Source organism: Actinomycetota bacterium (assembly GCA_035759705.1).
GTDB lineage: Bacteria > Actinomycetota > CADDZG01 > JAHWKV01 > JAHWKV01 > JAJCYE01.
The window spans coordinates 1-13,288 of record DASTUJ010000125.1; the positions used below are offsets into that span (position 1 = coordinate 1).

General features: G+C 67.0%; 12 protein-coding genes. 10 read left to right on the forward strand and 2 right to left on the reverse strand.

What is annotated here, in order from left to right; all coding sequences use genetic code 11:
• The first annotated feature begins 216 nt into the window (after positions 1–216).
• From VFV09_08575 to dnaE, 9 genes are all read left to right on the forward strand, one after another.
• Positions 217–675 carry a TraR/DksA C4-type zinc finger protein gene (locus VFV09_08575; GenBank protein ID HEU4867767.1) on the forward strand — a complete coding sequence of 153 codons (459 nt, stop codon included), beginning with the start codon at positions 217–219 and terminating at the stop codon, positions 673–675.
• Complete coding sequence (gene lspA, locus VFV09_08580; protein ID HEU4867768.1) at positions 648–1,145, forward strand: signal peptidase II; 498 nt, start codon at positions 648–650, stop codon at positions 1,143–1,145. The genes VFV09_08575 and lspA overlap by 28 nt, the downstream gene beginning before the upstream one ends.
• Positions 1,142–2,062, forward strand: coding sequence for an RluA family pseudouridine synthase (locus tag VFV09_08585; protein ID HEU4867769.1), 921 nt, complete (start codon positions 1,142–1,144; stop codon positions 2,060–2,062). Before lspA ends, VFV09_08585 begins: the two co-directional genes overlap by 4 nt.
• Positions 2,059–2,904, forward strand: a complete 846-nt coding sequence (locus tag VFV09_08590; protein HEU4867770.1) for a hypothetical protein — start codon at positions 2,059–2,061, stop codon at positions 2,902–2,904. Before VFV09_08585 ends, VFV09_08590 begins: the two co-directional genes overlap by 4 nt.
• 58 nt (positions 2,905–2,962) lie before the next feature.
• Complete coding sequence (locus tag VFV09_08595) at positions 2,963–3,634, forward strand: ABC transporter ATP-binding protein (protein ID HEU4867771.1); 672 nt, start codon at positions 2,963–2,965, stop codon at positions 3,632–3,634.
• Positions 3,631–6,141: an FtsX-like permease family protein gene (locus VFV09_08600; protein HEU4867772.1), complete on the forward strand. Its 2,511-nt coding sequence runs from the start codon at positions 3,631–3,633 to the stop codon at positions 6,139–6,141. Before VFV09_08595 ends, VFV09_08600 begins: the two co-directional genes overlap by 4 nt.
• On the forward strand, positions 6,134–7,021 hold the full coding sequence (locus tag VFV09_08605; protein HEU4867773.1) for a hypothetical protein: 888 nt from the start codon (positions 6,134–6,136) through the stop codon (positions 7,019–7,021). Before VFV09_08600 ends, VFV09_08605 begins: the two co-directional genes overlap by 8 nt.
• Positions 7,022–7,171: 150 nt before the next feature.
• Positions 7,172–7,339 carry a hypothetical protein gene (locus VFV09_08610; GenBank protein ID HEU4867774.1) on the forward strand — a complete coding sequence of 56 codons (168 nt, stop codon included), beginning with the start codon at positions 7,172–7,174 and terminating at the stop codon, positions 7,337–7,339.
• Between the two features lie 124 nt (positions 7,340–7,463).
• Complete coding sequence (gene dnaE / locus VFV09_08615) at positions 7,464–11,030, forward strand: DNA polymerase III subunit alpha (GenBank protein ID HEU4867775.1); 3,567 nt, start codon at positions 7,464–7,466, stop codon at positions 11,028–11,030.
• 60 nt (positions 11,031–11,090) lie between these two features.
• Here dnaE and VFV09_08620 read toward each other — a convergent pair whose 3' ends face one another.
• Positions 11,091–11,690 carry a hypothetical protein gene (locus tag VFV09_08620; GenBank protein HEU4867776.1) on the reverse strand — a complete coding sequence of 200 codons (600 nt, stop codon included), beginning with the start codon at positions 11,688–11,690 and terminating at the stop codon, positions 11,091–11,093.
• Between the two features lie 102 nt (positions 11,691–11,792).
• Between VFV09_08620 and VFV09_08625 the strand changes: the two genes are divergently transcribed.
• Positions 11,793–12,035 (forward strand): hypothetical protein, encoded by a 243-nt coding sequence (locus tag VFV09_08625; protein HEU4867777.1) that lies wholly within the window; start codon positions 11,793–11,795, stop codon positions 12,033–12,035.
• A 39-nt stretch (positions 12,036–12,074) separates the two neighbouring features.
• Here VFV09_08625 and VFV09_08630 read toward each other — a convergent pair.
• The coding region (locus VFV09_08630; protein ID HEU4867778.1) for a DUF222 domain-containing protein at positions 12,075–13,288 on the reverse strand (1,214 nt) is incomplete at its 5' end.

The following is a 13,288-nucleotide window of genomic DNA, read 5'->3' on the forward strand; positions in this document are numbered from 1 at the left end:
ATTACCAACCGAAGGCGAAATTGTAGGGAGGGCCACCGGTCGGAAGGTGGTTTATTGGCGAACCAAGGGTTTGTTTTCGCCGATGCGGGGTAGTGCTCGATCTGGCTTTGACTGCCAGTTGGGAAAGTGTTAATCTCCGCCGCTTCAGGGGTTTCCTTCGAATACGTCGCGGAGCGTAATTCCAGCCCCTGTTTTGCCCCCAAAGACTGGATCGATATGTCTGAAGACACTCAGGTAGTACCAGCTACACCCGCGCGCCGCGGCAGCAAGGACGGCGCCGCCGCTTCCAACGGAGCGCCCAACGCACCGTTCGACGCGAAGGCACTCAAAGAGATCAAAAAGGCCCTTATTGGCCAAAAAGCCGAGCTACAGGACCAGCTGCAGACGGAGGCCCAGGCCTTCAGCTCCAGCGAGTCGGAGGTCGCATCGGACATACGTTCCGATGAGAACCCCGCAGAGGCCGGAACCGCCACGTTCGAGCGTGAGAAGCACCTGTCGATCGCCAACAACGTCCAGGATCTGCTGGACAAGAGCTCCAAGGCGCTGGACAAGATCGCCCAGGGCTCCTACGGCATCTGCGAGGTGTGTTCCAAGCCGATCTCCCCGGAACGTCTGAAAGCCCTGCCCCATGCTCTAATGTGCATTGAATGCAAGAAGGCCGAGGAGCGCAGGTAGCGGAGCCGCAAACCAAGCGGACAAAGCTGGCTTTAGTCGGGATAGCGGCGGCGGTTGTTGTGGCCGACCAGGCCTCCAAGGCCTGGGCTCTGGCGGCTCTGGACGGCGGCCGGCGGATCCCGATTCTCGGCGACACCTTCGACCTTCGGCTGGTCTTCAACCCGGGAAGCGCCTTCGGGCTGTTCCGGGGGTCGACGGTGCTGATCGCCCTGGCGAGCGCGATGATCACGGTCGCAGTCTCGGTCTGGGCGATTCGCGACCCGCAGGTCCCGGCTACGGTGGGGCTGGTGATCGGCGGCGGAGTGGGAAACCTGATCGACCGGGCCTTCCGGGCCCCCGGGTTCGGGCGGGGCCACGTGATCGACTTCATCTACCTCTCGTTCTGGCCCACCTTCAACCTTGCCGACGCAGCCATCTGTGTCGGTGTGGGCCTGATGCTCCTGGAGGCAATGAGAGAGGAACGCGCATGAGTACCGTCCTGCAGGTCGAGGCCGAGGCGGCCGGGACCCGGCTGGACGTCTGGCTCTCCGAGGCAGCCGGCAAAGGCCGCACCGAGGTGCAGCGCCTGATCGCCGGGGGCCACGTGAGCGTAGACGGAGCGGCCGCCGCCAAGTCCCTGCGGCTGTCGGCGGGGCAGTCGGTGGAGATCACCGAGCCCGAGAAGACCCACGAGGAGATGAACCCGCCCGAGGTTCCCGTGCGTTACGAGGACGACCACATGGCGGTCGTCTCCAAGCCGGCGGGCCTGGTGGTCCACCCTGCCTCGGGCACCAGGGGGGCGACTATGGTCGACTCCCTCAAGCTCGTAATGCCCCTCGCCCCGGCGGCCGGCGACCACCGTCCGGGCATCGTCCACCGCCTGGACAAAGGGACCTCGGGCCTGCTTCTGGTCGCCAAGACCGACGAGGCGTACCACGGCCTTATCAAGAACATGAAAGCCAAACGGATCCACCGGACCTACCTGGCGCTGGTCCACGGCGAGCTGTCGCTGCCCCGGGGCCGGATCGAGGCGTCGGTCGGCCGGTCGACCAAGAACCCCACCGCGATGGCGGTCCGGCCGGAGGGCAAGCCCTCGGTCACCGAGTTCGAGGTCCTGGAGCCGCTCGGTGAGGTCAGCTACCTGCAGGTCGAGCTCCTGACCGGGCGCACCCACCAGATCCGGGTCCACTTCGCGCACATTCACCACCCGGTTGTCGGCGACACCACCTACGGCGGCGGCGCCGAACACCTGGCAAACGCCCTGGGCCTCACCCGGCCGTTCCTGCACGCCGCGGTACTCCGGTTCGACCACCCGTTGACCGGCGAGGAGATGAGGGTCGCCGAGCCGCTGGCTGCCGACCTGGAAGAGGCCCTGTCGCGGGCCCGCGGGAGAATGTCGGTTACATGAACGACGAGTCTGCGGAGGCGGGGGCCGAGGCAAAGACACGAGGGGAGCCGGGGGTGTTCCCGGCCCCGGAGCCCGAAGGCAGCCCGGTCGCCGAGTTCCTGGCCGCCATGCGCCGCCGCCCGGCCCTGACGATCTTCCTGTTCGGCCTGGTCCTGTTCGCCGGGGGGCTGGTGAGTGTGATCGGCAGCCAGATCCGGGGCGCCGGCGCCGAACTTCCGGCCGACGAGTCGAAACCGGGCCCCCAGTCGTCGGCCGGCGGCCGGGTCGGCCCGGCCCTCGGGGAGCCGGTAGGGCCGTACATCGAAAAGAAGAAGTCCACCCTCAGCGAACGGGCGAGGTCCGACCCCAGGGGGCCCACGCTCGGCATGGTGGTGTTCAAGGAGTACCGGACGGCAGGCCAGGTCGACGCCTTCCTCAAGGCCCGGAACATGGAGGCCCTGACCGCCCAGGTGCGGGTACCGGTGCGGGGCTTCCGGCCGTCGGAGGTGCCGCTGGAGAGCAAGTCGCTGGCCGACGCGGCGAGCGGCATGCGCAAGACCCTCAACCGCGAGCTGGAGTCGCTGGAGGAGATTGCCGGCCAGACTGAGGACCCGGCCTTCCGTTCGGTCTACACCAACGACGTCAAGCTCTACGAGGATGCGCTCGGCAAACTCACGACCGATCCGGCGACGATCTTCGCCGTGGTCGTCCGCTCGACTCACGCCAACCTGTCGACCGCCGCCCGGGCCGCCGAGGTCCGCTTCGTCGACCTGCCGGACGACCCCACCGCAACGCTCGAGGACACCACCTTCGCAGCCGTGATCCCGGAGGACGCCGAGACCGCCACCTTCGCCGTCTCGTAGGGCCCAGATCGGCTTTACAGTTGATGAGACAACTAAAGTCATCAATTGGAAGGATTACGTGGCGCTCGTCTCGATAACCGATCTGGTCAAGGAGTACCCCCTCGGCTCGGCAAGGGTGCCGGCCCTCAAGGGGGTTTCTTTCGATATCGAGGCCGGGACGCTCGTATCGGTCGTCGGCCCGTCCGGGTCCGGCAAGTCCACACTGCTCCACCTGATGGGCGGCCTGGACAACCCCACCAGCGGCTCGGTTGTGATCGACGGCAGCAACCTGGCCGAGCTGGACGACGCCGAGCTGACGATCTTCCGCCGGCGCCGGCTCGGCTTCATCTTCCAGTTCTTCAACCTGCTGCCGACGATGAAGGCGTGGGAGAACGTCGCCCTGCCCCGCCTGCTCGACGGCGAGAAGCTGAAGGACGTGCAGCCCCGGGCGATCGAGCTGCTGGAGAAGGTCGGTCTGGGTGAGAGGGTCGACCACAAGCCGTCGCAGCTGTCCGGCGGCGAGATGCAGCGGGTCGCCGTGGCCCGGGCGCTGGTCGCCGACCCCCTTCTGGTGCTGGCCGACGAGCCCACCGGCAACCTCGACTCCGCGTCCGGGCAGGCGGTCCTGGACCTTTTGCGCAGCATCGTCACCGAGGAGGGCCGCACCGTGGTGATTGTGACCCACGACGCCAAGGCCGCCTCCATGGCCGATAAGCAGGTCTCCCTGCGGGACGGCGTGCTGGCCCGGTGAACCTGTTCAACCTGCTGAACCTTCGCCGGTTCACCGAGCACCGCGCCCGAACCGCCCTTTCCATCTCCGGGATTGCGATCGGGTCGGCGCTCCTGGTGGCGGTCCTGGGCCTGCTCGGCTCGTTGACCGGGTCGGTGGAGGGGTTCATCCAGGACCTGGCCGGCGTGGCCGACCTGGAGGTCTCGGCGGTCTCCAACGAGGGGCTGGACGAAAGAATCTTCTTCGACATCGAGCAGACCGAGGGCGTGAAGGCGGCGATCCCGATGATCCGGTCCCGCGCGTTGATCGACAAGCAGCAGGTGATGGTCCTGGGCGTCGACCAGCGGGCCGAGCAGCTGGGAACCGACCTGGCCGAGGACCAGAGCGAGACCTTCGAGCGGCTGGCCAGCGAGCCGGGGATCCTGATCGGCAGGGGACTGGCCAACCGGACCGGGGCGGAGCGGGGCGACAAAGTGATGGTCTTCTCGACCGGGGGCGAAAAGGAGGTCCCGGTCGTCGGCGTGATCGAGGGCGAGGCGGGCCGGTTCAACGACGGGTTCTTCGCCCTGGCCCCCCTCCCGGTGGCCCAGCAGCTGCTCGGCAAGGGGCCGCGTATCGACTCGATCTTTATCCTGGCCGAGGAGGGGCAGTCCCTGGAGGGGCTCCGGCGTGACCTGTCCCGCCAGACCGGCAGCGGCGCCTTCGTCGACTCGCCTTCCGGGCGGGTGAGGCAGGCCCAGTCGTCGACCGCCTCCCTGAGGTTCGGGATGCTGATGGGCGTCAGCATCGCCGTGACGGTCGGCGCCTTCCTCGTCTACAACACCATGAGCATGGCGGCCCTGGAGCGGCGCCGGGAGATCGCCACGCTGCGGGCGCTGGGCGGCGCCCGAAAGCTCCTCCTCCGCAACCTTCTGTGGGAAGCCGCCCTCCTGGGGCTGATCGGATCGGCCGCAGGCAGCGTGATCGGCGTGATCCTGTCGGGCATCCTGGTCCGGTCGATCCCCGACTTCTACACGAACGGTCTGGGCGTCGGGGTCGAGATGAACATGCCCTCCTACGCCATCCCGATGGCGCTGATCGTCGGGGTGGTCTCTGCCGTGCTTGCGGCGGCGATGCCGGCGATGGCGGCGGTCAAGGTCGCCCCGGCGGCGGCGATGCGGCCGGTCGGGGTCCTGGAGGCACTGGAGGACGTCGACGGCATCTCGCCGATCCCCACCTTCATCGGCACTGCGATCTTCCTCGGGTCTTTCGCCACCGCGGTGTGGGGCCCCGGCTGGGCCGGGTTCCTCGCCATGGGCGGGCTGGTCGTCGGGGCGATCGTCGCGACCTTCGGACTGACGCACCCGCTGGCCGGCGCCACCGCCCGTTTTGCCGCCAAGTTCGGCGTGGCCGGGCAGCTGGCCGCGTCGGCGGTCCGCCGGGCCCCCCGCCGGGCCTGGGCGACCAGCGTGGCGGTCGTTGCGGGGGTCGGGATGATCGTCACCCAGGCGAGCGCCAGCGCCAACATCAACACCTCGGTCACCAACTCCACCAACTCGTTGGGCCGGATCGACCTGTACGTCTCGGCCGCCTCCGGGGTCGCGCTGGCCACCGACGTCCTGCTCCCGCCCGAGTGGGAGGCGCAGCTCGAGGCGGTACCCGGTGTCGAGAACGTGGGAACCAACACCTTCTCTTTCGTCAGCTACCAGGGCGAGCGGGTGCTGGTCCAGGGCACCTCGAAGTCCAAGGGGGGCGAGCCGGCGATGGCCGGCATCACCCCCGACCAGCGGCAGCAGGTGCAGGAGGGGACCGCAGCAGTGGTGTCGACCCGGTTCGAGGAGCTTTTCGGCATCGGGCCGGGGGATCAGCTCACGCTGCCGACGCCGTCGGGTGAGCGTGACGTCCAGGTGATCGCCTCGGTCCCGTCGTTCACCTGGGAGCGGGGGCTGGTGACCATCGGCCGGCAGAACGTCATCGACTGGTTCGGGCGCACCGGGGTGAGCGACTACCAGCTGACCTTCGACCAGGGCGCCGACGCCGGCGCGATCCGAACCCAGGTCGAGGAGTTTGTCGAGGGCTCGCCGGTCCCGGTCTACGTCAGCAGCGGGTCTGAGTACCTCCAGGTCATCGAGGGCACGGTCAAGCAGGTCCGTGCGCTGTTCGACTCCATGGTCGGGGTCGTCGTCGGAGCGGCGATCCTGGCGATCATCAACGCCCTGATCATCTCGGTCATCGAGAGGCGCACCGAGCTCGGCATCATGCGGGCCCTCGGGACCAGCCGCCGGCAGCTGAGGAGCATGGTGGCGGTGGAGGCCGGCGCCCTCGGGGTCGTGGGGGGGGTGGTGGGGGTCGCCTTCGGCTTCCTTGCCCACCGGGCGGCGATCGTGGCGGTCGGGCACCAGGGCGGCATGCCGGTGGACTACGCCTTCGTCTGGGCCCCCGCTTTGATTGCGTTCCCCCTGGGTATCGCAATGGCGGTCATCGGAAGCCTGGAGCCGGCCAGAAGGGCGGGGTCGATAAGTGTGATCGAGGCAATCGGCTATGAGTAGAAGGCTTGTTGCCGCCCTGGTAGCCCTGATCCTGCTTGCCGCCTGCGGCGGCGGCGAGGACGCGGCCGGCGAGGCCACTCCCACCGAGCCGGCGACACCCACGGAAAGCGCGTCGCCCTCGCCCGAGGCTGCCAGCCCGTCCGCTCCTGCGCCTTCCCCCTCAGCGTCGCCCACCAGGCCTGCGGCCCCCCGCCCTGCGCCCCCGCCCCCGCCCGCCCCCGCCCCGGCTCCGGCGGCAGCGCAGCCCGCCACCGGCCCCGCAGCCCCGGGCCAGTACGTCTTCGACGAGACCGGCCAGATCGGGACCCAGGGCTGCCTGGTGGCCAACCAGCCGGCGCCCACGCCCACCCGCCTGAACGTCGGCGGGGTGAACGGCAACCGCCAGCAGCTGGACCGGGACCAGACCGGCTCGGGCAGCGTGGGATCGGTGTCGAACATCGTCCTCGAATACCGGGACGACGGCGCCTACATCGTCTCGCTCCGGCAGGAGCAGAGGGTGAACGGGCAGGTCCTGGCGTTCGACTTCCAGGCCCCCGGCCCGCAGCGGCTGATCCCGGCTTTCCCGCGGGTGGGGGAGACCACCGCTTTTGCGCTGACGTCGACCAACGGCCAGGTTCGGGTCGACGCCAACAGCACTGTCGAGGCGGTGAACGAGAACGTCACCCTGGGCCAGGGGGCCGGCCTGCGAACGGTGAAGCTGCGGACCACCAGCAACATCAGCGGGACCTCGCCGCAGGGGTCCCTGAACCTGCAGGTGACCAGGACCTCGTGGTATTCGGTCGAAAAGCACATAGAGGTAAAGGACGTCACCGACACCACGGGCACCGTCGGGCTGTGCCGGGTGAACTTCCACGTAGAATCGCTTGCCAGGTCGGTCTAGGAGGAAACGCTGCTGCTTCGCAAGCTTGGATTCTTCACCGGCCTGTGGTGGGCCGCCCTGCGGGACAGGGACGAGTGGCTGGAGGAGTGGATCGACAAGCGTTCCGCCCGGATACAGCTGTTCGTCTACCGGACCGCCACCTTCGTAGCGGTGGCCGGGCTGCTGGCGCTCTTTTTGGGAGTGGGAGGCACGTCGCCCTCTCTGCCGAAGTTTTTTCTGCTCGCCTCGGCTTTTGCTGCGGTCACGCTGTGGATGCGCTCGAAGACCTGGGTGAGCGAGTACCAGGAGGTTTTCGCGGCTCGCCTGGAGGAGCCCTGAGCACTACACTCCGGTGACCAGGCAGCCGGGCCGTTGCACTTGACCCTCTGCAGCGGCGGGGGTAAATTGTTCCCCTACTTACACGGCTGTAGTTCACTTCCCCGGTGAACCGACGGAGGCCAAAATCAGCTTCGTACATCTCCATTCGCACTCCGAGTACTCCCTTCTCGACGGCGCCAGCCGGATCAAGGAGATGTTTGCCCGGGCCAAAGAGCTCGAGATGCCCGCGGTTGCCCTCACCGACCACGGCGTCATGTACGGGGCCATCCCGTTCTACCTGGCCGGCAAGTCCGCCGGCGTCAAGCCGCTGGTCGGAATGGAGGCGTACGTCGCCCCCCACAGCCGGCTGGACCGCTCGACCCGCGCCGAGGGGTCCTACCACCACCTGACGATGATCTCGTCGAACCTCAAGGGGTACCAGAACCTCGTGAAGCTCTCCTCACTCGGCTTCATCGAAGGTTACGACCAGCGGACCCGGCGCCCCCGCCTGGACCGGGAGATCCTCGACAAGTACAACGAGGGGATCATCGTCCTCTCCGGGTGCCTGTCCGGCGAGCTGGCCAAGAACGTCGTCAACGGCCGCCTGCCCGAGGCGATGCAGACCGCCCGGGATTACAAGGAGATCTTCGGCGACCGCTACTTCCTGGAGATCCAGCAGCAGGGCGTCCAGGGCCAGGAGATGTTGAACGTCGAGGTCCGCAGGATCGGCGAGACCCTCGGCATCCCGCTGGTCGCCACCAACGACTCCCACTACACCTGCAAGGAGGACGCCGAGGCCCACGACATCCTGCTGTGCATCCAGACCGGCAAGGAGCTCTCCGACACCAAGCGGATGAAGTTCGACACCGACGAGTTCTACATGAAGTCCCGGGAAGAGATGCTCAAGGCCTTCCCGAACTACCAGGACGCGGTCGAGAACACGGTCGGCGTGGCCGAGATGTGCGACCTGGAAATCGACATGTACAAGATGCTCCTGCCGACCTTCGAGGTTCCCGAGGGCCACACCATCGCCTCATACCTGCGGGAGCAGGCCGAGCTGGGCATGCGCCGCCGCTACCAGCCGCTGACCAAACAGGTCGAGGACCGGCTGAACATGGAGCTTCGGGTAATCGACGAGATGGGCTTCAGTGCCTACTTCCTCATCGTCTCCGACTTCGTGCAGTGGGCCAAGTCCCAGAAGATCCGGGTGGGCCCGGGCCGCGGGTCGGTCGGAGGCTCGATCGTCGCATACTGCCTGGCGATCACCGAGCTCGACCCCATCCGCTGGAAGCTGGGCTTCGAGCGCTTCCTGAACCCGGGCCGCAAGTCGATGCCCGATATCGACATCGACCTGGACGACCGCCGCCGGGGCGAGGTCATCAAATACGTCTCGCAGAAGTACGGCGAGGACCGGGTGGCCCAGATCATCACCTTCTCGACCATCAAGGCCAAGGCCGCCATCCGGGACGGCGCCCGGGTGCTCGGTATGCCCTACGCCATCGGGGACCGGCTGGCGAAGATGTACCCGCCGCTGATCCTGGGCAAGGAGGCGCCGTTCGACGCCTGCTTCGACAAGAACTACGAGTGGCCTCCCCACACCGGCCACAACGACGCCTTCTCCTCCGCATCCGAGCTGCGCCAGGCATATGAGACCGAGGACGTCTCCAAGCAGGTCATCGAGACCGCCCGCAAGCTCGAGGGGCTGCGGCGCCAGCACTCGGTGCACGCCGCCGGTGTGGTTATCGGCCGGGAGCCGCTGACCAATATATGCCCGGTTCAGCGGACCGACGGCGACATCGTCACCCAGTACGAGATGGGGGCCATCGAGCAGATCGGCCTGCTGAAGATGGACTTCCTGGGCCTCCGCAACCTGACCGTCATCGGCGACACGATCCTGCACATGAAGGACAACCGCGGAGTCGAGGTCGACCCGGACAAGCTGGATCTCGGCGACCCGAAGGCGTACAAGCTGCTCCAGGACGGCAACACCGCCGGGGTATTCCAGATGGAGTCCGGGGGTATGACCCGCCTGTGCCGCCAGCTTCGCCCGGACCGCTTCGAAGAAATCGCGGCACTCATTGCTCTCTCCCGGCCGGGACCGATGGACGAGATCCCCCGGTACGTCAAGGGCAAACACGACCCGACCTCGGTTTCGTTCTTCCACCCTCTTCTGACCGAGGTGCTGGCCGACACCAACGGGGTCATCGTCTACCAGGAGCAGGTCACCGAGATCCTGCAGGTGGTCGCGGGTTTCAGCCCGCAGGACGCCGACATGATCCGTTACGCCATCGGCAAGAAGAAGACCTCCGAGCTGGTCAAGTGGGAGGTCCAGTTCCACACCGGCGCCCAGGCGGCAGGCCTGACCGCGCAGGAGAGCCAGGGTCTGTGGGACCTGATCAAACCCTTCGCCGGCTACTCGTTCAACCGGGCGCACGCCAACGGGTACGGCCTGGTTGCCTACCAGACCACCTGGCTGAAGGCCAACTACCCGGTGGAGTACCTGGCGGCGCTGCTGACGTCCGCCAAGGACCGCAACGACAAGATGCCGATGTATCTGGCCGAGACCCGGACGATGGGGGTCAAGGTCCTGCCGCCGAGCGTCAACGAGTCCGACCTGGACTTCAAGCCCCGGGGCGACGACATCCTGTTCGGACTGTCGGCCATCCGCAACGTGGGCGAGTCGGTCGCCGAGCGGCTGATCGCTGCCCGGGCCAAAGGTGGGCCGTTCAGCAGCTTCGACGACTTCTGCCGCCGGGTGGACCCGAGCTGCCTGAACAAAAAGGTCATCGAGTCGCTGGCCAAGGCCGGCGGCTTCGACTGCCTGGGCGTAAAGCGGGGGCCGTTGCTGGACCGGGACCCGAAGAACGGCGGACTGTGCATGTCGGAGCGGGCGGCCCGCCTGGTAGAGGCGGTCCTCGCCGAGCGCAAGGCCGAGGAGGCCGGGCAGTACTCGTTCTTCGCCGGTGAGCCGGAGGTGCCGAACTTCTCGGCCCCCGGGGTGACCGTTTCTTTCGACGGGATCGGCGACGACATCCCCAACAGCGAGCTGCTGAAGGCCGAGAAGGAGATGCTGGGGTTCTACGTCTCGGAGCACCCGCTGGCGGCGATCGAGGGCGCCATGAAGACCCAGATCGAGGTGGAGATCCCGCAGCTTGCCGACGGCCCGGACGGGGCGATCAAGACGGTGGGCGGAATCCTCTCCCGCATGACCCGCAAGTTCACCAAGAAGGGCGACATCTGGTACGCCGGGGTGCTCGAGGACCTGAAGGCGAACGTCGAGGTGACCTTCTGGCCGAACACGGTCAACGAGACCTCGCCCGAGCTGCTGTGCGACGACGCCATCGTGATCATCAAGGGCCGGGTGGAGCTTCGGGACGAAGCGGTCAAGCTCATGGCGATGAAGGTGAGCAAGCCGAACATCACCGGAGCGGCCGAGGTTCTGAGGATCAAGCTGCCGGCGGAATCTTTGACCCAGAAGCGCATCGACGACCTGAAGGCGGTTCTGTCGAGCCACCCGGGGTCGTCACCGGTGCACCTGCACCTCTCCGGTGGGCGTCAGGGCGACACGGTGCTGAAGCTGGGCGGAGGATTCACCGTCGAGCTGAGGAACGGGCTGTACGGCGAGCTGCAGTCGATCCTGGGCGCCGGGGCCCTGCTGGACGCCGGAACCAAAGAGCCGGTGCCGGCGGCGAGGAGTACCTGGCGTAGTTAGCGCCCTGCCGGCCAACCTTCGGGGCGTTTGGAGGGGTGAGCCCCAAACCTCGCCAAGGTGCTAAGGAGCGTCGGACTCGACCCAGACCGAGTCCATGAAGTAGGCCCGTTCGGTCTCCCATGTTGCCCCGAAGCCGAACGCCACCCAGACCTTGCCCGTGGCTCCGGTCGACACCGTCCGGGTGAGCTCGTAGCGGGTCCAGCCGGCCCTGCGGTCGGTTTGGCCGACGATGGTGAAGTCCTCCTCGGTCTCCGGGTTCCGCTTGCCGATGAAGGCGACGACCGGCCAAGTGTTGAAGTCCGACTCTTCTTTGCTCCAGAGCCAGAAGCTCATCACCACGGTAGCCTCGGAGTTCGCCCCGAAGTTGAACTGACGCTCCATCCAGATGGTGCCGTCGTCGTTGAGCCCGTTGAGGGTCCCCTTGAGCGAGCGGGTGCCGCCCTTGGCCTGCTGGGTGGACCGGTTGATCTTCCAGTCGAAGGTGCACGGAGTGGGGTCCTGCTCGCAGTCGATGAAGTGGTCGCGGGCCCACCCCTGCAGGCTGTTCTCGAAGCCGAAGAACTGGCTGGTTTCGATGGCCAGCGCCGGGGACCCGGCCAGGACGGCGACCGTGAGCAGGAGGGAGAGGATTGTGAGGCGGCTGCGGGTAGTCCGGATCATTTGTGCTGCCTTTCAAGGTGAGGTGGGTTTCGAGGGATACAACACCCGGCCCCCGTCCGAGTCAAGAACCCGAGAGTTGCCCTCCCTGTGTACCCTGGGAACATGGCCTGCTATCGATGCGGCACCGTGCAGAACGACCCCGTGAAGGGAAAGTCGCCCTGGGCCCGGTTTGTCCTGAAAGGTGAACAGGTTCTTCTGTGCCCCGACTGCCAGAAGGCCGACCCGAACTGGACCTCGGTGGGGGACCGGTGCCCCTTCTGCAACAGCCCGAGACTTTCGATGGTCATGGGCTCCGTCGTGTGCAAGGGCTGCGGCAAGGACTTTGAACACACCCCGAGCTTTTAGCCGCAGCCACGACTTTGTAGGACCGGGCTGCGCTGCCGGCTACCCCATGCCCATCAGGTCGAACTCTTTCATGCCGAAGAAGGTGGTCAGCTCAAGTTGGTGGGAGTCTTCATCGGGTGGCGGGTCGTGGGGACCGAGCCAGATCCACCTCCAGTTGTAGTGCAGCAGGCGGTAGCCGTGGAAGGTTTTCAGCCGGTGGTGGTAGTGGCAGAGCAGACCGAGGTTGTACAACTGGGTCGGCCCGCCCTCCTTGACCCCGGTGATGTGGTCGATCTCGAGCCGGTCGTGGCAGGTGTTGCAGCCGGGGACCACACACTTGAAGTCGCATCGTTCGTACACCGCCCGGCGCAGCTTGTCCGGGATGCTGTGGCCGACGCCCTTCACCGTCCGGATGTCCTCGTCCTCGAAGCCGATGATCACCTGCTTCGAGTCGCCAAGCAGTTCCCGGGCCGCCTGAAGTGAGAGCGGGCCGATTCCGGGGACCTCACAGATCTCGCCCTTCTCCAGGTGCCCACGTTCCAGGGCGGCCAGGTCGAGGCGAAGATGCACCAGCGCCGAGGGGCCGGGGCGGAAGGCGTCGGGGGGGAGACACCGGGACTTCTCCGCCATCGCAACCAGGGCGTCTGCCATATGGGCTGAGGCAGACTCTTTGACCCTGTCCTTGGCCGCCTTGCGGGTGATCTCCTGCAGGAACGGCTGAAGGCACGCCATCACCACCGCTCCCGACTCCGGGGTCATCCGTCCGTCGAGGTGGAACACCCCCTCGACGTCGGTCCAGTGGGTGAGCCGGCGCCGCTGGTGGGCCCGGATGCGCTTTTGTTCGGCGTCCATCGCAACTGCCCTCACCCTTGAGGCCTGGCGGTGGAGCTCGGCCAGGGACTCGAGCTCGGCGATCTGCAAAAGCTCCTCCTGGGTCGTGACGTCCATCGCCGCGGCCGAGACCACCTCGATCGCCTGCTGCTCGGAGAGCTGACCCTTGCGGAACGCCTTCTCGGTCTCGGGGAGACGGCGCATGAGCTCGGCGGTGTCCATGATGTCGACCGCCCGGCCGACCGAGCACTTGGACTTGTGGGCGACGTAGTGGGCCGGGGAGCGGTGCCCGTCCCACCAGGCGTTGGTCTCGGCGGCCCGAAGGCCGGTCAGCGCTTTGCCGGCGGCCCCCAGGCGTTCGACCAGGACGAACTTGTCGAACATCTCCTTGGACCGATCCCGGTCCAGGGCCTGGGGGTCGAAGCTCTCGACGAAGGTCTGAA

Excerpts from the sequence above, each read along its gene's own strand:
- lspA (HEU4867768.1), top strand. The coding sequence starts at position 648 with ATGCAAGAAGGCCGAGGAGCGCAGGTAGCGGAGCCGCAAACCAAGCGG.
- VFV09_08590 (HEU4867770.1), top strand. The coding sequence starts at position 2,059 with ATGAACGACGAGTCTGCGGAGGCGGGGGCCGAGGCAAAGACACGAGGG.
- VFV09_08605 (HEU4867773.1), top strand. The coding sequence starts at position 6,134 with ATGAGTAGAAGGCTTGTTGCCGCCCTGGTAGCCCTGATCCTGCTTGCC.
- VFV09_08585 (HEU4867769.1), top strand. The coding sequence starts at position 1,142 with ATGAGTACCGTCCTGCAGGTCGAGGCCGAGGCGGCCGGGACCCGGCTG.
- VFV09_08625 (HEU4867777.1), top strand. The coding sequence starts at position 11,793 with ATGGCCTGCTATCGATGCGGCACCGTGCAGAACGACCCCGTGAAGGGA.
- VFV09_08575 (HEU4867767.1), top strand. The coding sequence starts at position 217 with ATGTCTGAAGACACTCAGGTAGTACCAGCTACACCCGCGCGCCGCGGC.
- VFV09_08620 (HEU4867776.1), bottom strand. The coding sequence starts at position 11,690 with ATGATCCGGACTACCCGCAGCCGCCTCACAATCCTCTCCCTCCTGCTC.